This is a genomic window from Myxosarcina sp. GI1(2024), from assembly GCF_053543375.1.
On record NZ_JBKGTY010000001.1, the window covers coordinates 334158 to 355024 of the forward strand.

28 protein-coding genes and 3 pseudogenes are annotated in these 20867 nt (G+C 40.5%); 14 read left to right on the plus strand and 17 right to left on the minus strand.

The annotated features are described in order from the left end of the window. Positions 1 to 108: 108 nt before the first annotated feature. The 4 genes from ACLFKQ_RS01670 (at position 109) to ACLFKQ_RS01685 (ending at position 2105) form a co-directional block, all read left to right on the plus strand. Complete coding sequence (locus tag ACLFKQ_RS01670; RefSeq protein WP_448998187.1) at positions 109 to 738, plus strand: TetR/AcrR family transcriptional regulator; 630 nt, start codon at positions 109 to 111, stop codon at positions 736 to 738. A 201-nt stretch (positions 739 to 939) separates the two neighbouring features. Continuing rightward, entirely contained in the window at positions 940 to 1494 is a 555-nt protein-coding gene (locus tag ACLFKQ_RS01675) for a metal-dependent hydrolase (RefSeq protein WP_448998188.1), read from the plus strand. 9 nt (positions 1495 to 1503) lie between these two features. Continuing rightward, positions 1504 to 1635 (plus strand): hypothetical protein, encoded by a 132-nt coding sequence (locus ACLFKQ_RS01680; protein ID WP_448998189.1) that lies wholly within the window; start codon positions 1504 to 1506, stop codon positions 1633 to 1635. A gap of 98 nt (positions 1636 to 1733) precedes the next feature. After that, on the plus strand, positions 1734 to 2105 hold the full coding sequence (locus ACLFKQ_RS01685; RefSeq protein WP_448998190.1) for a hypothetical protein: 372 nt from the start codon (positions 1734 to 1736) through the stop codon (positions 2103 to 2105). A gap of 81 nt (positions 2106 to 2186) precedes the next feature. Here the strand turns inward: ACLFKQ_RS01685 and ACLFKQ_RS01690 are convergent, their stop codons facing one another. The 15 genes and pseudogenes from ACLFKQ_RS01690 to ACLFKQ_RS01760 all read right to left on the minus strand — a co-directional run bounded on the left by ACLFKQ_RS01690 (position 2187) and on the right by ACLFKQ_RS01760 (position 12111). After that, positions 2187 to 2417: a S8 family serine peptidase gene (locus ACLFKQ_RS01690; RefSeq protein WP_448999431.1), complete on the minus strand. Its 231-nt coding sequence runs from the start codon at positions 2415 to 2417 to the stop codon at positions 2187 to 2189. Positions 2418 to 2458: 41 nt separating this feature from the next. After that, positions 2459 to 3670 carry an IS256 family transposase gene (locus ACLFKQ_RS01695; protein ID WP_448998010.1) on the minus strand — a complete coding sequence of 404 codons (1212 nt, stop codon included), beginning with the start codon at positions 3668 to 3670 and terminating at the stop codon, positions 2459 to 2461. 73 nt (positions 3671 to 3743) lie between these two features. Next, positions 3744 to 4790 (minus strand): annotated as a pseudogene (locus tag ACLFKQ_RS01700) (IS701 family transposase); the annotation flags it as partial. Positions 4791 to 5115: 325 nt separating this feature from the next. Continuing rightward, on the minus strand, positions 5116 to 5592 hold the full coding sequence (locus tag ACLFKQ_RS01705; RefSeq protein ID WP_448998191.1) for a universal stress protein: 477 nt from the start codon (positions 5590 to 5592) through the stop codon (positions 5116 to 5118). Between the two features lie 16 nt (positions 5593 to 5608). After that, positions 5609 to 6319, minus strand: coding sequence for a class I SAM-dependent methyltransferase (locus ACLFKQ_RS01710; protein ID WP_448998192.1), 711 nt, complete (start codon positions 6317 to 6319; stop codon positions 5609 to 5611). A gap of 68 nt (positions 6320 to 6387) precedes the next feature. Beyond that, complete coding sequence (locus ACLFKQ_RS01715) at positions 6388 to 6576, minus strand: hypothetical protein (RefSeq protein WP_448998193.1); 189 nt, start codon at positions 6574 to 6576, stop codon at positions 6388 to 6390. Positions 6577 to 6700: 124 nt separating this feature from the next. Beyond that, positions 6701 to 7687 carry an arsenic resistance protein gene (locus ACLFKQ_RS01720; RefSeq protein WP_448998194.1) on the minus strand — a complete coding sequence of 329 codons (987 nt, stop codon included), beginning with the start codon at positions 7685 to 7687 and terminating at the stop codon, positions 6701 to 6703. Positions 7688 to 7771: 84 nt separating this feature from the next. Continuing rightward, positions 7772 to 8242 (minus strand): DUF4079 domain-containing protein, encoded by a 471-nt coding sequence (locus ACLFKQ_RS01725; RefSeq protein ID WP_448998195.1) that lies wholly within the window; start codon positions 8240 to 8242, stop codon positions 7772 to 7774. A 115-nt stretch (positions 8243 to 8357) separates the two neighbouring features. Then, positions 8358 to 8735 carry a rhodanese-like domain-containing protein gene (locus ACLFKQ_RS01730; protein ID WP_448998196.1) on the minus strand — a complete coding sequence of 126 codons (378 nt, stop codon included), beginning with the start codon at positions 8733 to 8735 and terminating at the stop codon, positions 8358 to 8360. A 40-nt stretch (positions 8736 to 8775) separates the two neighbouring features. Then, positions 8776 to 8964 (minus strand): hypothetical protein, encoded by a 189-nt coding sequence (locus tag ACLFKQ_RS01735; protein ID WP_448998197.1) that lies wholly within the window; start codon positions 8962 to 8964, stop codon positions 8776 to 8778. Between the two features lie 159 nt (positions 8965 to 9123). Continuing rightward, positions 9124 to 10167 carry a Photosystem Q(B) protein 1 gene (locus ACLFKQ_RS01740; protein ID WP_448998198.1) on the minus strand — a complete coding sequence of 348 codons (1044 nt, stop codon included), beginning with the start codon at positions 10165 to 10167 and terminating at the stop codon, positions 9124 to 9126. 214 nt (positions 10168 to 10381) lie between these two features. Then, positions 10382 to 10702, minus strand: a pseudogene (locus ACLFKQ_RS01745) (ArsA-related P-loop ATPase); the annotation flags it as partial. A 62-nt stretch (positions 10703 to 10764) separates the two neighbouring features. Beyond that, complete coding sequence (gene petC, locus ACLFKQ_RS01750; RefSeq protein ID WP_448998199.1) at positions 10765 to 11298, minus strand: cytochrome b6-f complex iron-sulfur subunit; 534 nt, start codon at positions 11296 to 11298, stop codon at positions 10765 to 10767. Positions 11299 to 11442: 144 nt separating this feature from the next. Continuing rightward, positions 11443 to 11652 (minus strand): YgaP family membrane protein, encoded by a 210-nt coding sequence (locus ACLFKQ_RS01755; protein WP_448998200.1) that lies wholly within the window; start codon positions 11650 to 11652, stop codon positions 11443 to 11445. Positions 11653 to 11700: 48 nt separating this feature from the next. Continuing rightward, positions 11701 to 12111, minus strand: coding sequence for a DUF302 domain-containing protein (locus ACLFKQ_RS01760; protein ID WP_448998201.1), 411 nt, complete (start codon positions 12109 to 12111; stop codon positions 11701 to 11703). Between the two features lie 438 nt (positions 12112 to 12549). Between ACLFKQ_RS01760 and ACLFKQ_RS01765 the strand changes: the two genes are divergently transcribed. The 7 genes from ACLFKQ_RS01765 (at position 12550) to ACLFKQ_RS01795 (ending at position 17033) form a co-directional block, all read left to right on the plus strand. Beyond that, positions 12550 to 13881, plus strand: a complete 1332-nt coding sequence (locus ACLFKQ_RS01765; RefSeq protein WP_448998202.1) for an NAD(P)/FAD-dependent oxidoreductase — start codon at positions 12550 to 12552, stop codon at positions 13879 to 13881. Positions 13882 to 13919: 38 nt separating this feature from the next. Further along, on the plus strand, positions 13920 to 14219 hold the full coding sequence (locus ACLFKQ_RS01770) for an ArsR/SmtB family transcription factor (protein ID WP_448998203.1): 300 nt from the start codon (positions 13920 to 13922) through the stop codon (positions 14217 to 14219). 114 nt (positions 14220 to 14333) lie between these two features. Further along, positions 14334 to 14687, plus strand: a complete 354-nt coding sequence (locus tag ACLFKQ_RS01775) for a hypothetical protein (RefSeq protein ID WP_448998204.1) — start codon at positions 14334 to 14336, stop codon at positions 14685 to 14687. 109 nt (positions 14688 to 14796) lie between these two features. Continuing rightward, complete coding sequence (locus ACLFKQ_RS01780) at positions 14797 to 15339, plus strand: Tll0287-like domain-containing protein (RefSeq protein WP_448999432.1); 543 nt, start codon at positions 14797 to 14799, stop codon at positions 15337 to 15339. Between the two features lie 86 nt (positions 15340 to 15425). Further along, entirely contained in the window at positions 15426 to 15947 is a 522-nt protein-coding gene (locus ACLFKQ_RS01785; RefSeq protein ID WP_448998205.1) for a DUF3122 domain-containing protein, read from the plus strand. Between the two features lie 56 nt (positions 15948 to 16003). Beyond that, positions 16004 to 16390 carry a plastocyanin gene (petE, locus tag ACLFKQ_RS01790; RefSeq protein WP_448998206.1) on the plus strand — a complete coding sequence of 129 codons (387 nt, stop codon included), beginning with the start codon at positions 16004 to 16006 and terminating at the stop codon, positions 16388 to 16390. Between the two features lie 19 nt (positions 16391 to 16409). After that, positions 16410 to 17033 (plus strand): 4Fe-4S single cluster domain-containing protein, encoded by a 624-nt coding sequence (locus tag ACLFKQ_RS01795; protein ID WP_448998207.1) that lies wholly within the window; start codon positions 16410 to 16412, stop codon positions 17031 to 17033. Between the two features lie 327 nt (positions 17034 to 17360). On the opposite strand, the pseudogene ACLFKQ_RS01800 reads toward ACLFKQ_RS01795, so the two are convergent. Both ACLFKQ_RS01800 and ACLFKQ_RS01805 read right to left on the minus strand, forming a co-directional pair. Further along, positions 17361 to 17819: pseudogene (locus ACLFKQ_RS01800) on the minus strand (iron-containing redox enzyme family protein); the annotation flags it as partial. 36 nt (positions 17820 to 17855) lie between these two features. Next, the gene (locus ACLFKQ_RS01805; protein ID WP_448998208.1) at positions 17856 to 18071 is read right to left on the minus strand and encodes a hypothetical protein; all 216 of its coding nucleotides are present in this window, start codon (positions 18069 to 18071) and stop codon (positions 17856 to 17858) included. Between the two features lie 719 nt (positions 18072 to 18790). On the opposite strand from ACLFKQ_RS01805, the gene ACLFKQ_RS01810 reads away from it, so the two are divergent. From ACLFKQ_RS01810 to ACLFKQ_RS01820, 3 genes are all read left to right on the plus strand, one after another. After that, entirely contained in the window at positions 18791 to 19135 is a 345-nt protein-coding gene (locus ACLFKQ_RS01810) for a hypothetical protein (protein ID WP_448998209.1), read from the plus strand. An 11-nt stretch (positions 19136 to 19146) separates the two neighbouring features. Then, positions 19147 to 19275, plus strand: coding sequence for a hypothetical protein (locus ACLFKQ_RS01815; RefSeq protein ID WP_448998210.1), 129 nt, complete (start codon positions 19147 to 19149; stop codon positions 19273 to 19275). 240 nt (positions 19276 to 19515) lie between these two features. After that, positions 19516 to 20697: an RtcB family protein gene (locus ACLFKQ_RS01820; RefSeq protein WP_448998211.1), complete on the plus strand. Its 1182-nt coding sequence runs from the start codon at positions 19516 to 19518 to the stop codon at positions 20695 to 20697. Positions 20698 to 20867: the final 170 nt, after the last annotated feature.

Below are 20867 nucleotides of genomic sequence, written 5' to 3' on the forward strand. Positions count from 1 at the left end.
GACAATTTGCTAGAAAGTTAATTTTACAGTAGCTAGTCATTTAACATGAGCTAGCTTACGATTATTAACGTTACGATACGTAATTAATATAACGAAGACTAAAAGATTATGTCAACCTCTAAAATTAAAAACGCCAAAACTACTGCTAAATCTGGACGTGGGCGACCCCGATCGCCTGAAACTAGAGCCAAAATACTTAAAGCTGCCTATGAAATGCTGAATGAAGTCGGATTTATGGATTTAACTATTGAGGGCGTGGCAGAAAGAGCAGAAGTCGGCAAACCAACTATCTATCGACGATGGAAAAGTAAAACAGCACTAGCAATGGATGCTTTTTTAGAAATGGTAACTCCTGAGATTGCCTTTCCCGATACGGGTTCTGCTCAAGATGATTTTAAAGAACAAATGCAAAAGATAGTCAAACTGATGAATAGTCCTAGAGGAGAAGTACTCGCCAATGTAATTGGATGCGGACAAGCAGACCGTGAATTAATTGCGGTTTATCGAGAAAATTGGCTTTCTCCCAGACGTGAAGATGCTAAAAAGATATTTCAACGAGGAGTTGAAAGAGGAGAATTGAAAAAAGGTATAGATGCAGAAGTGGCGATCGATGCTTTATATAGTCCGCTTTTTTATCGCTTGTTACTCAAACATCAACCTTTGACCGATAAATTCGTAAATGAGTTGGTCGATGTGGTGATGAATGGACTTACCGCAAATAGTGAGCTAAATAACTGACATCGCGCCAACCACATTCAAACTGAAAAACAGTAACTCTACTCTTTACCGCATATGATGGCAATCACCCACGCAGCAATTGGCTTTGCCAGTGGAGAGGCTGTCACCTAAAGTGAATTCAGGTGCTTGTAAGCTCCGTCCCGGAGCGTAATCGCAGCAGTAGGAACTTCATTAAACTTAGGAACTGCCGAATCTTTACCTTTGGGACTAGCCATAATCGGTTCGCAGCTTCCCGACCTGGACACCACTACCAGTACTATCGGTAAAATCTTCTTTCCAATTAGCTCTGAGATAGAAGTCCTCATAGAAGTGTCACACATTACACTGTTAGCCACGGCAGCGATCGTCCTTCTTAGTTTACTGGAGGGAATGTTTTTGCTAGAACAAACTTTTGGCTTAATTGCCCTGCCATTAGGTCATCTCCTCCCCTGTTTCAGTGACACTTTTACCAAACAGAAAGTGCAGCTATTCTATCTCGAACCAGCTTGGGCAATTAGCGTTAGCAATCCGCGACGCAAACTGAAGACTGGTGGTGCTGATGAATTATGGGTTTTAGGTATTGCGATCGTACTCTTGTGTCTGGGAATTTATCTCGCTAATAGTGGGGGCATAACTCAGAAAGTCCCACAAAATCTCGGCTTGAGTGACGGCATTGTCAGGGTATACAACGAAAATGCCAGCATCAATAAAGTCTATGCTCAGATAAAGGTTTCTGGGCAAGCGATAAGCCTACGGCATGGCTTCACTACGCACTAGTTAGTACCGATGGTGGGTACGGAAGGTAGTGAGTTTATCGTTACCGATGGAGATGGTGTTTACAAGACTGGAGAGCAGATAATTACTAACAAAGTGACAACAACCGTTGGAGAAGCTGCTTGGAGAAGCTGCAAAGACTGAGGTTAGAAGTATTGCATTTAATGTTGCTAAACTTATAGGTAGTGTTGTCTAAAATAAAAGATTAACTATTTTATTTAGGCTAAAGAGCAAGCAAAAGTATGCAGATGTATTATCTGGCAATAGTCTCGCTATTGTTAACGATGCAAATGATGGGAATGGATCTTTTACAAATTAATTTTAGTCAATCTGTAGAGAATGAAATTCTTCAAGTTTTACATACTGAAGGCTTAGATGATAAGCGTGTTAGTAGTATTGAAGAAATAATCGAAGAAGCAGGAGGAGAAAAACTAAATCCAGTTTATAAATTATCAGCAGAAGAAATAATTCACGATAATTATGGATTTGCACGCACTTTCAAAGTTTATTTAAAACCAGGCATAGATGCAGAACGGGCAATCAAAATTTTGCAAAGTTCGCCTTTAGTAGAAAAGGTTAAACCTGTTGGTATTAATAAAACATTTAATTGTTAATAAATAGCTTGTAATTTTAAGCGTTGCTGAATTAAGGTATTCAAAATGTAAACAAAAACAGCAACGCCAAAGAAATTTGGATTAACAAGCAAGAGCTTGTTGAGCTGCTTGTAGTGATGCTGGGACGTTAATTAATCCCTCTCCATAAAAACGATCGCTTTTCCCACTACCAAGGGGCGTTGCTGTATCACGAATAATTCGATAAATTTCGTCAACCAATAGTTGCTTTCCACTTCGCAGAGCCACACTAACGATGAGTCCCGCTAAACCGGTTACAAAGGACGTTGCCATAGATGTTCCCTGTAAATACATATAACTATTGGGATCTGTCAATAAGTTTGTGTCAAAGAAAGTTAAAGTGGAAGCCGTCCTTCAAACTCGATGGCAAATCGATTTAAAGCAGCTTTCCAATCCCGTAAAGGTCTAGTCCATCTCTGAGATAAGTTATTAATCGCAAGATAAATAACTTTGAGCGCAGCTTCATCTGTTGGAAAAATCCGATGATTCTTCAACACTTTTCTAAGAGTCATATTCATCGACTCGATCGCATTAGTGGTGTAAATAATGCGACGGATTTCTGGAGGAAACTGGAAAAACGGAATCACGTGCTGCCAGTGAGCCAGCCAAGACCTACTAATTGGGGCATAAGTGGAGTCCCACTTGTCAGCAAAAGTTATTAGTGCCTGTTCGGCTTCAGCTTCAGTAGCGGCAGTGTACACTCGTTTGAGGTCAGCGGCAACAGCTTTACGGTGTTTGTAGGAGACATAGCGTAGGGAGTTCCTGACCATGTGTACCATACATAACTGTACGCGGGTTTGCGTAAATACCGTTTCAATCGCTTCGGCGAAGCCCGTCAGACCATCGATACAAGCAATAAAGATATCCTTGACTCCACGATTCTTTAACTCAGTTAACACCGACAGCCAGAATTTTGCCGTTTCTGTCTGGGTCATCCACAGCCCCAATAACTCCTTATCGCCTTCGATGTTGATTCCCAGAGCTAGATGGACGGCTTTGTTGATGACTCTTCCCTCCTGTCTGACTTTGACGACCAAAGCATCAAAAAAGATAATTGGATACACTGCCTCTAGGCTGCGATTTTGCCACTGGAGTCGCTCTTCATGAACCGCATTGGTTACTTGAGATACCAGGGCTGGCGATACTTCTACTCCATAAAGGTCTTGTAGTTGGGCTTGGATATCACGAGTGGTCATTCCTCTCGCATACAGGGCGAGAATCTTGTCATCGAAGCCTGTAAAACGAGTTTGTCCTTTTTTGACCATCTGAGGCTCGAATTGGCGATCGCGATCGCGAGGCACGGCAAGTTCCGCTTCGCCAAACTCCCCCTTAATGGTTTTACGGCTGTGTCCGTTGCGTCGATTTTGTCGCTCTTTTTTGCCCCGCTCTGCCTTCTGAGTCTCTAGATGTACGTCTATTTCAGCTTCTAAACAACGCTCTACGAGTTTTTTGGTCAGTTGTTTGAGGATTCCTCCTTCTCCAATAAGGTCTTCTGGTTTTTCATAGTCTTTGAGCAGTTCATCAATTAACTCTGGTCGAAAGGTCATAGTCTCATTCCTCACATTAATTCTATTTATTAGAGTGTGTTTTGACCTTTGACACAATTTATTTTACATACCCGTAAGCTGAGAAAATAATTTCCCACCACCTTTCAATTTGTTCGAATTTAGTGAAACGGTAATCTGTCCAACCTAACTCTTGTTTGCACTGTCGAAATCCATATTCAACCCAGGTTCTCAATCCATAAAGATTACCAAGACGTTGCTTAATTTGACTTCTTTTGTCAGTAAGATTAGTCATAACAAAGGATGTAGAATTCTCTGGCATGGTTTCGGGGTTAGTAGTTAATTCCCAGTAGGTTCTCCAACATCTGCGACCAAAAACAATTTCTCTAACATATCTGATTTCTGAATTTTGATTACTAAAAATTCTTTCAAATTCACACCATTTATTAGCTCTAACTTTTTGATTATGAGGCATCCAAACCCCGTGATTATTCCTAATTGCTAAGACCCAAGGCAATTTAGGTTTGTCTAATGTCTGTATGAAATAACTGCTTTCTCCATACAAACTGTCTGCTAATACTAATTCAATCTCAAACTCAAAATCTATTAGTTCTTCGATTATTTCGGCAGCTAATTCAATCTTGGTTTGATATTTATCCCCTGGTTTTAATGTTCCTTTCGGTTTAAAAACTTTCAACATTAAAGGAAAAGTAATATTGTCGTATATCCCATAGCTATTTACTGTAACTATCCCCTGGTCTATCTTGCCAATACTTCCTAAGTATTGCCGCGCTACGTAGTCGGTTTTTTTTCCTTTCTTTCTATCTCCTGTTTCATCAATGACTACTGTTATTTTCTTCCCTGATAATGCCGAAAGTGTTTTTGATAATCTTCGTTTTCGAATCTCAATTATTGACCAAGGGGACTTAGCTAAAAAATGATGTAGTGATTGCGCTGAATTAATACCTACTATTTTCGCTATTTCTGGGAGTGATTTTCTCTTAATTGGTGAGACAATTCCTAAATGTAAGTACTTAAAACACTCGTAACTTCTTACTTCAGGGAATAAGTCTTTGTAGCTGCTACAATATTCGTCAATCACCGATACTGTCGGTCGTGCATCTCTGGCTAAATGTTTGAGAATTTGTAACTCTACATCCATTGCACTATGTACTCTCTAGCAATTTTGTTTTTCTAGTCCTTTATTTTACTACTCGGAGAGTGACATAAGAGGGATATAAATAAAACATTAAGCGGTAAGACGATTCAACCTGGTTGACTGACAAAACTTATAAAACAGTATAAGAGTGAGTTTACACCCTGATTGACTGTCAATAATGGCGGCAGTCGCCATGTCCTGACGACCTTCGCTTATAGTTACACTCTAACTCTTCACCTAATGCCTTCTACACTCAATCCTCGGAGGAAAGTCTTTAAGTTTATCATATCCGAGTATTTGCAGAGCGATAACTCCTATCGGGGTTCGATTATTCTCCATGGACAATCAAAACAGAACAGGGAGCGTGATGCAGTATATAGTTACTAACACTGCCGAGAAATACTTCTTGAAGACTGCTGAGTCCCCTGCGTCCCATTACAATTAAATCGGCGTTCCAATCCTTTGCCCAATTTCTAATCAGAGCTCCAGGATGACCGACTTCGCATTGTGACTCGGTGGGAATACCTCGAACAGTTGCTTGTTCGACATAAGTTTGCAACCAGTCTTTACTCTCTTGGAGTTCCTGTTGTAATCTCTCTTGTTGAGCCTGAATGAAAGCACCAGAGAAATCTACTTCTGCTTCAATCTCGGGAAAGGAAGCAAAATGTTCCCCCATGTCCCAATCGATACTATGAAATAACATCAGCTTACTATTATTGTCATGAGCCAGTTTCAGTGCCTCTTTGAATATTGTTTCTGCCGATTCAGAACGAACGAGGGGGACTAAAATTTTCTTAAAAGCCATAATCTTGCCTGTAAATTTAGCTTTGATTGACAATTAGATTTCTAGAATCTTGTTGCTCTATTGCGACCGATTTTTTCCTAACTATCCCAGCAATATGAGGACTGACTAAGGGAATAGCTAGTTTAAACTCGTAGTAATTAACTGTCTCTAGCCTACTCTGTTCGAGAATCTTCCAGGTTTCGCGGTTTAGATGACAGTTATCAAACAAATTTTTCCAAATTGGATTAACTCTATTTTGAACTCTTCGCGTCCAAGTACCACATTCTCCTCCTACGTGTTCGATAAAGATAAAGTGACCTCCTGGTTTGAGAACGCGCTTAATTTCTTGAAGGCTAGCCTGTAAATCTGATACAGAACAGAGAACGTGGGTGCTGACTACGGTATCGATACTTTCATCTTCTACGGGTAAATCTTCTGCTATTCCTGAAAGCAATTTGATGTTAACTAGTCCTAGTTTCGATGCTTCTCGTTCTAAGTATGGGTGCATGAAGGGATTGGGTTCGATACCAATCCAATTAATGTCTTTGGGATAATAAGCAAGACTCGAACCCGCACCAGGACCAATTTCTAAAACTTGATACTTTAAATTGCCTAGCAATGCCTGTTTGAGTTCTCCTAAGCTCTGATACTCAGGACAATCAATTAGTTTGATTTTATCTGCATCAGCATCATTAGCTTTTTCCATGCCCCAGGCAAATAGACGTTTTTGTATTGTCGATAGATTCATAATTTATATTGATAATTTATAATTTTGCAGCTCTTGATTTGAGGCAACTTTCAAATGCTACTTTGTGCTTATTTTGGGAAACATATAACGTAGTTGAGTAAAGGACGGATCTCGCCAAACTTATCCATCACCGCATTGTAGAAGGCAGGCGCATAATACTCATCATTAATTGCATTAATTATTGCCTGTTGGGTTTTGTCATCTAAACTGGTGTTGGTAGCTACCTCTGCTGGAGAAGTTGAGGCTGTGCTGGACATTAAAGCTAAACAAACTCCTGCTGTTGACCAATGGTTTGAATGTAGTTTGTTACATTTGCTATTTTTATGTCTATGTCTCATTATTTTTACTCCAAAACTCTGAATTCCGAATTCTGAAATCACCTTATTCAAGTTGTGCTTCTATGACAGGTACGCCAAAAATTTTGTCGGTTAGCTTGACATACCAAGCTGCCGATTGAACTTGTATAATGTATCCCATAGCAATGATTAGAGCAATTTCCGAGCCTCGTTCCGAACCAAATACGGTAATGGCAATCGCTAGAGCAATAGAGAGATTCCGCATCACCGTACCGTACACCAGAGCGATCGCATCGCCTCGATTGAACAAAGCCTTACCAATGAGGGTACTTAAAACAAAATTGAAACCGTAGATAATTAACAGTGGGACGAAGAAAGATAAAACTGCCAAAGGATTGCTGACAATGGATTTAGCTTTTAGTGCCATTGCCACAAACACGATACCCAATACGCCAATGGTAGAAAAGACGGGAAACTTTTGTTTGAGATTTTTGTTATATTTACTCTCTCCTACCGTAGCAATCAGGACTTTTTTGGTCACAAATCCCAACAGCATCGGCAGAAAGACAATAATGACAATTTGTTTAAAGATATCTATTAAAGGAATTTCTACTACTGTCCCCATCAACAATTTAGCGTAAAGAGGAGTCGCCAAAGAACCCACAATCAAACCAATTACCGTCATCTTAATTGCAGCATTGAGATTACCCTTGGCAAAACCAGTCCAAGAAATGGTCATGCCACTTGTGGGTAGAAGGGAAGTGAGTAATAATCCCAATAAAACTAACGGGCGATCGCTAAAAAACAATTTGCCAATGCCAAAAGCGAAGAATGGTACGATCGCAAAGTTAATTATTTGAGTAATAGTTTGTAGTTTAAAATCTCCTCCTGCAAAGACTTTGGCAATCTGAAGGTTAATCATCATCGGATAAACCATCAAAAAAGTCAGGGGAACGATCGCTGCTTTGAGAAAACTCGCCTCAGCCAACGCACCAAAGATAATTCCTACAATCATAAAGGCGGGAACAGACCAAACTAAATTTTGTTTTAGGGCGGATAATATTTTCCACATGAGCTTAAATTCTTTTTCATTAGATAAGGTTGAAGCGGTATTTTCATTGAAGGCAGAGGACAGCGATCGCTCTTTGGTAAAAAACTATAGATTACTAACAATTTTTTGTACGATCTGTACTCCTGTAATTGCCTGCCAGCTAAATAATACTAAAAGTATTGCGTTGAGGGAGATATGACTATAACGAGCTAAGTCATTTCCCTTTTGCATGTATGGAACTAAAGAAGCAGAGGTAGCAATAAGTCCTACCATGCTCAAACCCACAAAGAGATGAGGTCCAATTATCAATTTGCCATTGTTAATGTAAGTCACTGCCATTCCGCCTAAAGCTCCTAATACCATCAAAGCCAATAAAATTGAACCAATTCGATGATGTCTGTCACTAAAATTTTGCTTCACCAGTTCTTGGCGGAGTTCTTTGGGAGCATTACGGGTACGGCGAATTTGCCATCCAAGATACAGAGCATATATGGCAGTGGCGAATAAGATCCACATCAAGACGGGGTGGAAAAATTGTGACCAAGTTTTAATTGTTTCAGGAATTTCAAAGTTCATCTTGTTTTCCTCTAATAATCGATCTGTCTGAATTATTTGTGCTGGCAAGTTCGAGCAAATGCCAGTAATTAGACCGATAATATTTAATTAATTTGAGGAAGTTATGAGCTTAAGCTTATTTTCCTTTGCAAGTAGCAAGTCCCAATTTTCGCCACTCCATCATGCCTCCTGTAATGTTATAAACTCTGGTAAATCCAGCTTTGATAAGTTGGTTATCAGCAATTGGGCTACGGTGGGCAGTTAAACAAATTAGGGCTACAGGTTCATCTTTAGATAACTCTTGAAACCACTGAGGTAAAACCCAACGACGCAGCCAAGAATTGCTCCCCATCGAAATGCGAGGCAGACTGAGGTTGATAGCATTTGGAGCATGAAACATCCTATATTCCACGCTACTGCAAACATCAATTAACCGTGGCGGGTTGAGTAGCTGGTTAAACTCTTCTGGTGATAGGTCAATAACTTGTGATTGAGAATCTGTAATAGATGTCATGTCATTAAAACTCTATTAAAAATAAATTAAAATTTTCTGCCTAACTACAGTTATGGAGGTGTCTGCGACGATGTTGATGGTTGTGTACACTAAGATGTTTGCGTTCTTTTACTTGAGGTTTAGATATTTCTCTAACTAAGGAATTTTCCAGGGAGGAAATAACAGCTAAATCTGGAGCGCTTTCCAAAGTTACGACTCCTTCAATTCCTTTGTTCTCTAAACGACGCATCAATCCCTTTCCTATTCCCCATTTTTATTCCTATTAATTGAAAGGTTAATTTACTTTCTGGTGGAACAATACTTAAAGGGTAAAGAGAGAGGAGGGAAAGACTTGCAAACTAGCTTCTTTCAACCTCTCTCTATTGTCTTGTTGCTTCGAGGTTTAATGCTAGAGCAACTTCGGAAAATCATGGGTGTTGGGAGCGTACATTTCTTGGATTCCTATGTTAGCGCGGTTGAGTAAATCTGCATTGGTTGGAATTGGTTTGCCACTACTGTCGAGTATGGATTGATTGAAATTAAACTCATTGAGATTAAAAGCCATAGTACCGATTCCTACCGCAGCAAACCAAATGCCAATAGTGGGCAAAGCTGCTAAGAGGAAATGTACCGAGCGGGAGTTACGGAAAGATAGGGAGGGAATAAGTAATCGACCCAGATAGCCGACATGACCAGCTAATAAGTTATAGGTCACTTCTTTCTGACCGAATTTATAGTCTTTATTAACAGATTCAACTTCTGTAGTTTCTCGAATCAAACTGGAAGTTACTAAAGAACCGTGCATTACACTTAATAATGCTCCTCCCAACACTCCAGCTACCCCTAGCATATGGAATGGGTGCATTAAGACGTTGTGATCGGCTTGTAGTGCCAGCATAAAGTTAAAAGTACTAGTGATTCCTAAAGGCATTCCCGCCGAAAAGCTACCTTGACCGATGGGATAAACCAACAAGACTGAAGTTACTGCTGCTGCTGGGGCAGAAAAAGCCACGGCAATCCAGGGACGCATTCCCAAGCGATAAGATAATTCCCACAGTCTTCCTAAATAAGCCCAAACGCCAATCAGAAAATGCAAGATAATTAGCTGATAAGGACCGCCATTATAGAGCCATTCTGCTACAGAATTAGCCGACCACAAAGGGTAAAAATGTAGACCAATAGCAGCAGAAGTAGGAACAACGGCAGCAGTAGCTATATTATTACCACCTAAAAGCGAGCCAATGACTGGTTCTCTGATGCCATCGAGATCGACAGAGGGAGCAGCCACAAAAGCGATCGCAAAAACGATAGTAGCAACTAGCAGAGTAGGAATCATCAGCATACTAAACCAGCCGAGATAGATGCGATTTTCAGTGCTGGTAATCCAGCGAGAAAACCTTTCCCAGATCGAGTCAAAATCTAATTCGGAACGACGTTGAATTATAGTAGTCATAATAGACACTCCTATTTAACATTGGTGTCAACATAGTGGTTGAAAAAGCTGGGCAAATCCCAGGCATTCGTGACGAACATAATGAAAAGAATTTTGAAAGAGTCCGAGCTTCCCTTAACCTTCTGTCCTCTGCCCTCTGCCTCCTGCCTTGCCCGAAGGGCGGTCAAAATATTTAAGCTGCTTCAGGAATAAAAGTTTCCGCAGCAAACTGAATTCTCAAGTAGTCTGTTTCCATCAAACCACAGAGTTCTTCGGTGTAAAGCGGAACTTCCTTAATCAGTAACGAATGAAAGTTCTCCTTAATTTCTTGCCGAGATTGCTGTTGAGTTTCTTTCCAATGAGCGAAGAAAGGATCGTTAACTTGTTCGGGAATAATGCGATTAGCAATAACTAAGTCAGTTGCCACGTTATATAAGCTTAGATAGGCATGAGCGCGTAAACATTCCTTAATTACCATTTTTTCGGGATTGGTAACTAATCGCACTGTTGTCTGAGAATTATCAGTGAGAACCCGCGCTAAGGCTTCAATCTGCTTGCTCAAAAGTGTTTCTTCCGTCAACACCGCGATTCAGTTGTCGACGGAGAAAAACATAATTACTAAACCCACCAGGGTTTTTCTCCTGTGCGGGGGTCGGTTTCCTTCCAGGGAGAAATGCGAATATAGTTTCCTTCAACATTTACATGAGTAAGCTGCAAAGGTAGTGGTGCAGGACCTCTGACTACTCTCCCTTCAGGATCGTAACGAGAACCATGACAGGGACATTGAAATTGTTCGTCGTTGGGATTCCAGGGAAAAGTACAGCCTAGATGGGTGCAGTTATCCACAATTCCCCAAGGATGCAGCGTACCATCTTCTTGGATAGTAAGATAGGTTGGTTCTCCCGCTAATCCCGCGATTAATGCTCGTGTTCCTAGGGGTTCTGCTAAAATTTGCCCAGCAGGAATAATATTCCCGTTAATATCCTTAGCAATAATCGAACCATCTTCACCCACTTCTTTCGGTGGGATAAAAAATTTACCCACGGGATAAAGGGCTGCACCAGCAGTAGCAGCAACGGTTGCACCAGTCAAAAAATTTAGTAACTGTCTGCGAGACATGGATGGACTTTCTAAGGGAAGACTTCCTTCCATGTATATCACCTCCTAAAATATTGTCATTTGTCATTTGTCATTTGTCTTTGGTTATTGGTAGATTTACTCAACCAATAAATCATCTGTGTTCATCCGTGTTTATCTGCGGACTCATATATAAATCTTGTAAGTTTACTACTTCTGCTAGTTTTGTTGGGGATTACGAGTATTGATGCCCAACAAGCCATAAAGCATACATGAACCAGCTAAAGCAGTAGTGGCTAGAACCACAGCAGCAATAGTTAAACCAATACCTAAAGCCGAACTACTATAAACTAGTAACCCGAAATAAGCTAAAGCAGTGGCTAAAAGAATACGAATGATGGGATCTACTGTTCCTAAATTATTAAACATGGTTATTTTCTCCTTAAATTAAATTATTTTGCTTTGCACCCTATCTAACTAACTTTGAGCGACCAATTCAGGCGAACCCAATCGTTCCATTGCTGCCTGCATTTTTTGGCTGGCATCGAGAGCAATTTCTTTGGCTTGGGGACTGTGTATGGTCAAAAACATCATTAAAGGATCGACTGCCGATACTTCAACTCTGCCATCTTCATGTTCTTGGACGACGACATTGCAAGGATAGAAAACTCCTGCTTTATCATCGGTTTGGAGCATATGGTAAGCAATCAACGGATGACAAGCACCGAGAATTTTATATTGGCGAAAATCTACATCGAGTTTATTTTTAAAAGCAGCTCGGACATCAATTTCGGTCAAAATGCCCATGCCCTCTTCTCTCAGGGCGTTGGTTACTTGTGCGATCGCTCCTTCAAAGGATGTATCTAAAACTTTACTGAAGTGATTCATTAAGATTATATGCCTCCTGAATTTTTCAACAGTTGAGGGGAAGTTTACAGTTCTTAATTATCAATATATAACCAACTGGTAATTTAGACAAGTAAGATTTGAAAATCTACCCCTTAATTTTTGTTAAATGTTGCAGTCATTGCTCAAGCCATTCTCAATTTCAATCTAGCCATGCTTAGAAGCTTAGAAAAGAAATCATGGTATTTAAGATAAATATCAAAGTCTTGCTAACTTAATAAAATTTGTAATAGGCGATCGCCTTGACTTGACAAATTATTAAAATTAGTTACTATAATATCATTATATAACTTATTGGTTGTATACTACTATAAATAAAGTTTAAAAAGTATAGATAGTTATTTAGCCTCTCATAGCTTGACTTTAGCTCGAATGAATGACTAATAACCAATAACAAATAACAGCAAGAGGAATAGATCGATGGCTAATGTTGTAGTAATTGGAGGAGGATTAGGTGGATTACCTACAGCCTATGAATTGAGGCATTATTTGCCTAAAGAACACACTGTAACTCTGATTTCTGACAAACCTCAATTTACTTTCATTCCAGGATTAATCAGAGTGGCATTAAACCTCAACCCACTCGAACATATTCAACTAGATTTAAGTCGGTTGGCACGTAAACAAGGAATTGAATGGGTATCGGGAAAAGTCACCAGGCTCGATCCTCAAACCAAGAAAATTACTGTAGAAGAGAACCAAATAATTAATTACGATTATTTGGCGATCGCCACAGGGGCTTCTTTAGCCTTTGAAGAAATACCAGGTCTAGGACCTCATGGGGGTTTTACTCAGTCTGTCTGTACTCCCGATCATGCCCTGCACGCGAGAGATGCTTGGTTAGAATTTCTAGAAAACCCGGGAAATATTGTGGTGGGGGCAATGCCAGGGGCTGGATGTTTTGGTCCTGCTTACGAATACATCTTGATGGCAGATTGGGAATTGCGTCGTCGGGCAATTAGAGACCAAGTATACATTACCTACCTTACTCCCGAACCCTATATCGGACATATGGGTGTCAGCAAGGTCAAAAATGCTCAAAAATTAACGTCAGAATTAATGGCAGAAAGGGGAATTCAAGCAATTGCTAATGCTCGAATTAGCCAGATAGATGCCGAGATAATAACCTTAGCTGATGGTCGTCAATTCCCTTTTAAATATTCGATGATCCTGCCGTCTTTCAGTGGAGTTAAATTTCTGCGAGAAGTACCTGGATTAACTAACGAGAAAGGATTTATCTCCGTACTTCCTTCTCAAAGACATCCAGACTTTCCCTCTATTTATGCCTTGGGGATAAGCGTAGATTTAAAACAACCAGAAAAAACTCTTGTTCCTATCGGCATACCTAAAAGTGGGGAAATGACTGAAGCTATGAGTGTAGCAGTGGCTCACAATATTGCGGTGGAATTAGGAGCAATTAGAGCACCTTTAACCAAACCTACCTTAGAAGCTCTATGCTTTGCCGAATACGGTAATACTGGTATTGCCTATATTGCTGCTCCCGTACTGCCCGATCCTATCAGTGGCAAACGGAGATATTCCTATGCCATCAAAGGACGCTGGGTGAACTGGGTTAAAGCAGCCTTTGAGGAATATTTTCTGCTCAAGATGCGCTGGGGATTGGGAATGCCTTGGTTTGAAAAATTAGGATTGAGGTTGTTATTTGGCTTATCAATGCTGAAATCTTTCCAACCATCGGAAGAAGATCGTCGAAAAATGACAGTCACAAATCAAGAGATGATTAAAAGTTGAAAATTTGCTGTTCAATTAGTTAAATAGCTAAATTCGAAGTGAAAAGGACTCTGGAACTCCATCAATTAGAAAAGCTGGCAGACCGTTTTAAAATCCTCAGCGAGGCGAGTCGTTTGCGAATTCTAAAAGCAATTTGTCGCGAGGAACGTAGTGTCAGTGAAATATGCGATTGCACTAAGCTGAATCAAGCAAATGTTTCCAAATACCTACAGTTGCTAAAAAGTGCAGGAGTTGTCGCTTATCGCCAAGTTGGTATCTGTCGTTATTATCGCATTATCGATCTAGATTTACTCGATTTATGTACTGAGGGCGATCGCCAGATCGAGCCAGAATCCTAAATTTATCTTGCTTCATAACTTCCTCAACTTATAACTCTACGGTTGGAAGTAAAGAATTTATTTGGAAGTAAAGAATTTATTATTAAACCCCTGAAACTCTATCGGAGGTATGACATGACCACTAAATTAGTAACCCACCCCCTCAAAACTGGTAAGCTAACAGCGATGAGCAATGTCACCAGCATTACCGTTACGGGTCATCAAGTATCGATTTTAGAAGACCAGCCAGAACCGGGGCAAAAAGATCGTTCTGCTGTCCACTTAACTTTTGATGTCGAACATCCCCAAAAACTACCCAGTCTTTTAGCTACTGCGGAGGAATTGGGTTTGATTATGGATCGAGATGATGCGGTAGAAATTAGCTTGTCTCTTTTGGCAATGGCACTGGAAGACAAAACTGCTGCTGAAATAGAAGCGGTTGAAGCCAGACTGTCAAACACGCTCGCAGAATTGCATAGAGAGACTTAACTTCTGCCAAAAATGTTGGCTTTTTGTCATTGGTGATTGATTTAAAACATTGAAATTTAAAACAGTGAATATGAAATATTTCAACCGAATTTTAATGGGATTCGTAGTTATGATTCTGTTTGTAATTGCGAATCCTACTCTTGCTAATGCTCAAACCGATCCCGTTCAGTTAGCGAAAGCGGTACAGGAAGTTGAAAATCTCGACGCGATGCGGATTGGGTTAGCTTCTACCTTAAAAGATTCAACCACCGAACCTACAGGAGAGACTTTTAAAGAAGTCTGTAAACCAGTAGGAATGAGAGCCAAACAGTTAAGTCAAGAAAATGGCTGGCAAGTCAAACAGATTGCTACTAAGTATCGCAATCCAGTCCACGCACCCGACAATTTACATGCTGTTATGGCATTAGCTAAGTTTCAAAACGATCCTGAATTAATGGGATTTTGGGATTCAGAAACTATCGATGGTCAACAAGGTACTCGTTACTATCGTCGCATTAAGGTTGAATCTAGCTGTCTTGCCTGTCATGGTCGTAAAAATGCTCGCCCTCAGTTTATCAAAAATAAATATCCTCAAGATTTAGCTTTTAATTTTAATGTCGGGGACTTACGGGGAATGTATTCGGTGTTTATTCCCTATCTCGAAACCGAATAATATGACAGTCATCGATCGTTAATTATACAAGGAAAGACAAAGGACAAAAATTAACTTATTAACTTATTTAAAAAGGTCAATTCTTAATGTGGTATCGAATTCGTCAATTTTTATCTAAGTCGATTTTAACTGGTGCAATAGTCCTAGTGGTGTTCATCGGCTTTAATAAGCTTACTACTCAACCAGCTTTAGCTTCAATTCGTCAGATGGAAGAAGCACCAGGACAGCTATTAATTCAATCGCGACATACTCTTCAAGACGACCGAGGTAATGCTTGGCAAGTAGTATTGTTTAAACGCACCAAAGCAGATGGTTCGAGTACGGTCCATCTGCGGTTAGTGGACTTTCCAGGGTTGGCAGATTTTGCTCATCCTAGACCATTAAAAATCACCACCGATCGGGGAGACTCATTTAAGGCTGAAGATGTGTTTGCCGAACAAGCCCCTGCTACTAATGTAGGTGAATTCGATCTGCAAAATATCCTCTCTCAGTTACCTTTAATCAAACTGAATCTCTCTTTGGCAATGAAAGACGATAACACTATTCAGCTATCAATTCCCTCAGAAGTAGTTTTGGAGTGGCAGAGTGTTGCTCCCCAAAGCTCATAGTTTCTAAAGTAATTTACTCAAATAATTTTCATTCTTGACTATAAAGGAGTTTGACAATGCATCGATTACTATCAATTATCTTTTTATTTGTAATTGCTGTAATGTTCTGGACACCTGCGGTTGCTGCCGAAACCTACACAGTAAAGATGGGTTCGGATACTGGTCAATTAAAATTTGTCCCCGAAACTTTAGAAATTAAATCGGGAGATACTGTCAAATGGGTAATCAATCAAGTTTCTCCCCATAACGTTGTCTTTGAAAGCGATAAGGTTCCTAACGGTGATAAAGCTCTAGCTGACAAGATTTCTCACAAAAAGCTGCTTTTTGCCAAGGGAGATTCCTATGAAACAACATTTTCCGATGCTCCTGCTGGAACTTATCCCTACCATTGCGAACCTCATCGAGGGGCAGGAATGGTCGGCAAAATCATTGTAAAAGATTAACTTTTAGATGGAGAAGCCAATGAAAATCAAGAAAAATCCTTATTTAGAACTAATAGAAATTCCCCCTGGATACCTCAATATTATGGGCTATGTCGATGAGTCAGAAGTTAATGGTCCTGGATGTCGCGCTGTAGTCTGGTTGCAGGGATGCTTGCGAGAATGTCATGGTTGTTTTAATCCCGATTCTTGGTCATTTGAAATCAATCAATTAATGGCAGTAGATACATTGGTTGAGAAAATTACTAGTAATCCCAACCATGAAGGCGTTACTTTTTCGGGAGGAGAACCTTTTTGGCAAGCTCTAGCTTTAGCGGATGTAGCTCGTCAAGTTAAAGCTAGTGGACTTAATGTGATGTCATTTACTGGATTTACTTTGGAGAAACTGCAATCTGAATATGCTCCTGCTGGTTCTCAGGATTTATTAGCTCAACTCGATATTTTAATTGATGGTGCTTATATTCAATCTTTAGCCATAAATTCTCCCGATTCTCCTGTTTCTTCCAGCAATCAGCGAGTTCATGTCTTTAATCCTACATTGCAAGACCGAATTACTTGGGCTAGCGACCAAACCGAAATTCATGTTTTTAAAGATGGTAGTCGTATTGTTACGGGTTATCTGGGTCAAATGTCTCTGTCTGATTAAATCGCAGTTTTTTTGAAAACATATACGTGACAACTTATGACCATTAAGTCCCTAAGACTTGTTAAACTTAATCAATCAGCTATTGAAGAATGTATTAACCGGTTGAGTTTTCATAGAATATGGGGGCGGTTGAGCTATAAAGCGCTCGAGGCGATCGCACGGTGTTTGCAAGTTTTCCAAGTTGAAGCCAATACGGAAATCTATCTACAGGGAAGTAAACCTTTCGACTCTAACCAATCGTCTTCTTAAGAGAACAGTATGCAGTGGATACTGTAGAAGTTAGGTTTGTGCAGCTTCAATCTATTTCTCAAATTATTCTCGATTCATTTAATTAAGCTCTAGTTTTTCAGAAACGGAAATTTGAACCTTGTGTTTCATCGAAATACTGCTCCATGAATCGAATACCTGTTTCCAAAGACTAGCAACTTCCCAAGCAGTATGTGCGTATTTTTGTCCAAGAACCGAATCTTTTTCGCATTGTGGAATTAAATCGAGTCCCAAAGTTTGATGTTCGGTGTCGGCTTCTTGGTGGACTAGCCAGTAGCCTTTGGGAGTTAAACCTATTTCGGCTAGTTTAGGATTAATCCTACTATAAAAGTCGATAGCTATTCCCTCGGTCATCAGGTTAAGCGTAATGATTTGATGGGCGATCGGTTCTCGTATTACCGAACGGATAAAATATGAACCAAGGGCGAGAGTTTCTAAAGTGGGTGCAACCTTAGTTGGTGCTTCTCTAGAAGATAAGAAACCAAACTCTCTCATCCAATTAGCTAGTTCTTTGGGGTGCTCTACTTCCTCTGCTGCGTGTTCGCCAAAGACATCTCAAAAACGAGGGTCATCACATTTGCCATAACGAATAGCTGTGGCTGCCGTAAAGTCGCAGGATAAATGATAAAGTTGCCGAATCCACTGAAAATCTTCGGAACTGGAAGCTAAGGCAACCATTCTATAAAAAGAACTATTTTTGAGCCAGTCTCGATACTCTTGTGCCATCTCCCAAAGCCATTCCATAGGCACAGTTTTACTGTTAGTAAGCATAGTAACCTCCTCCCAATGTTAAGTGGGAAAATACTATCTATAACTGAAGTACTCTGGATAAAATCGAATCAATTTGAATTTTTAAGGTTTTATCTTAACTAGTTAGCCTAGCCTGAAAATTTTGTTTGACTATTTCCTCGTCTAAGTTTTTAGTTCAGACGTACTTCTATTATAGTCAAAATTTCATGACAAAGGTTCGCAAGTAAGCGAAAACATTGATATTTAACCAATAATTATCTCTTTGGTGGTGGTGGCGTACAGAGGGATGGTCTAGCGATCGCTGTAGAATTAACTCAGCGTAGTTATAAATTAGAGATTACTGCTGTCTCCTTCACTTTAAAATGAAAGGTGAATTAAACTTTTTCTCGAATATCATCGCATTAAGGCAACTAATTGAAGATTAATCATTGATGAGAGCACCCTATAATCTTTCTCTGATGCTTTTAATCTTTATGATTGGGCAATCTGTGCTTGGCTTGGTTTTTCCCGACCAGTATCGCGATTTGGGGTATGTACGCGAGACCTGGTTTGGCAACGATTTAATAACCCTCGTGCTCGGTGTACCGTTGCTGGCTGTAAGTCTCCGGCTCGAGAGGCATAATTTTGTGCTCGGGAGACTTCTTTGGTTGGGCGTGCTCGGCTATGGTGTATACAACTATGCGTTCTACTTGTTTGGAGCAGCACTAAATGCATTCTTCCCCATATATCCCATATATATCGTGCTGTTTCTCCTATCGATCGTGACCCTGATGTTCGCGCTTTCGCGCACGGATATGGTTGAGGTAGCTAGGCGGTTCTCTGCTAAAACTCCCGTCAGAGCGATCGGTGGCTACCTGGTTTTCGTCGCGGTTGGGTTGACCCTCGTCTGGCTGATGATGTGGGGCGGACATATTTTTGGCGGTCAGTCGACCCCTGTAACTCCTGAAGCATTCAAGCTAGTTGCTGCTCTCGATCTGACCTTGATGGTTCCTGCACTGGCATCGGGGGAATTTTGTTATGGCATCGGCATCCTTGGGGATACTTCATTGCTGCGATCGCAGCAATTCAGGGATCGCTCTACTTAGTCGTACTAGCGGTGAACGGAGCACTTGCGATTGTCCGGGGTTCGGTTGAGGCACCGGGCGAGTTACCCGTATGGGGCACACTTACTATTGCCACTTCTGCATTCACGATTCTCTTAATGGCAAATTTACCTGGGCGATAGCGAGATAGCTAATTTTCGCCCCAGAGTTGCTGCCCGACAATGTCCGATAAATCCCATACACTCGACGATTGAAACATATATATAGAGCAACTAAAATTCGACAAACGCTAATCCGTTTACTACCTTCTGTTCGGTTATTCCAGGCTACTTATTAAATAATTAAATTAAGATGACAATAATACGAGATTGCGTTTATCTAAGCCAATTTTGTATTATTAATGTGCTCGATATTAAATTGACATGCCACACGAACAATTAAACTTATCAACCTCAAAACCAGTCTTATCGTGGGCAAACCACCAGCTTGACAAGCGAGAGATGCAAATGGCGCATAATGTCGCTTCTCTGCCTTTTGTCTTCAAGCATGTTGCCTTGATGCCTGACGTGCATTTAGGTAAAGGTGCGCTGGTAGGTTCGGTTATCGCCACTAAAGATGCTGTGATTCCGGCGGCGGTGGGAGTAGATATTGGTTGCGGCATGGCGGCAATTAAATTGCCGATGAAAAGCGATCGCCTCGATGGTAAGCTAAAAAAAGTCCGTCAAGCGATTGAAAAAGCAATTCCTGTAGGTACGTCTGCCAATAAAACCGTAGAAAAACAGGTGACTAACTGGCAGGATTGGCAGAATTTTTCTAACTTGCATCCAGGAGTAAAAGATTTAGAAAATAAAGCTTTAAAACAAATGGGTTCTTTAGGTGGCGGCAACCACTTTATCGAACTGTGTCTGGATACGGAAGATTATGTTTGGCTGATGTTGCATTCGGGTTCGCGCCACATCGGTAATAAACTAGCACAGTGTCATATCGAAACGGGGAAAAAGCTCGCCAAGTTAACCGATACTAAACTGCCAGACCCCGAGCTCGCCTATTTCGTTACTGGAACGCCAGAGTTTCAAGCCTATTGGCGTGACTTACAGTGGGCACAAGATTACGCCCGTTTCAATCGCGATGTAATGATGGCGCGTTTCAAACAAATTGTCGAACAGCAAGTAACTGGAGGCAAACCAGTTAAACCTCTGCTGTCGGTAAACTGCCATCATAATTATGCCGAACGAGAGATTCATTTTGGTGAAGAGGTTTACGTTACTCGTAAGGGTGCAGTAAGGGCAAGAGAAGAGGACTACGGAATTATTCCTGGTTCGATGGGTGCCAAGTCATATATCGTTAAAGGTAAGGGCAACCACGATAGTTACTGTAGTTGCAGTCACGGTGCGGGACGCTTGATGTCTCGCAATCAAGCCAAAAGACAATTTACCATTGAAGATGCGATCGCTCAAACACAAGGAGTAGAATGTCGTAAAGATAACGGAATTATCGATGAAATTCCTGGTGCTTATAAACCAATCGAACAGGTAATGAAACAGCAGCAGGATTTAGTCGAAGTCGTAGCAACTATTAAGCAGGTAGTTTGCGTTAAGGGTTAGTATTTCTCTTGCACGTCTATTGCAAAACCTAGATAGCGATCGCCACAGGACATTGTAATTGTATATTTATTATATTGGTCAAATAAAGCGATCGCCTCTTTATTTTAGAGCCAACTATTAACGGTACTTAAACAATTTAAACAGACAAAATAAGATAGAATACCTTTGCT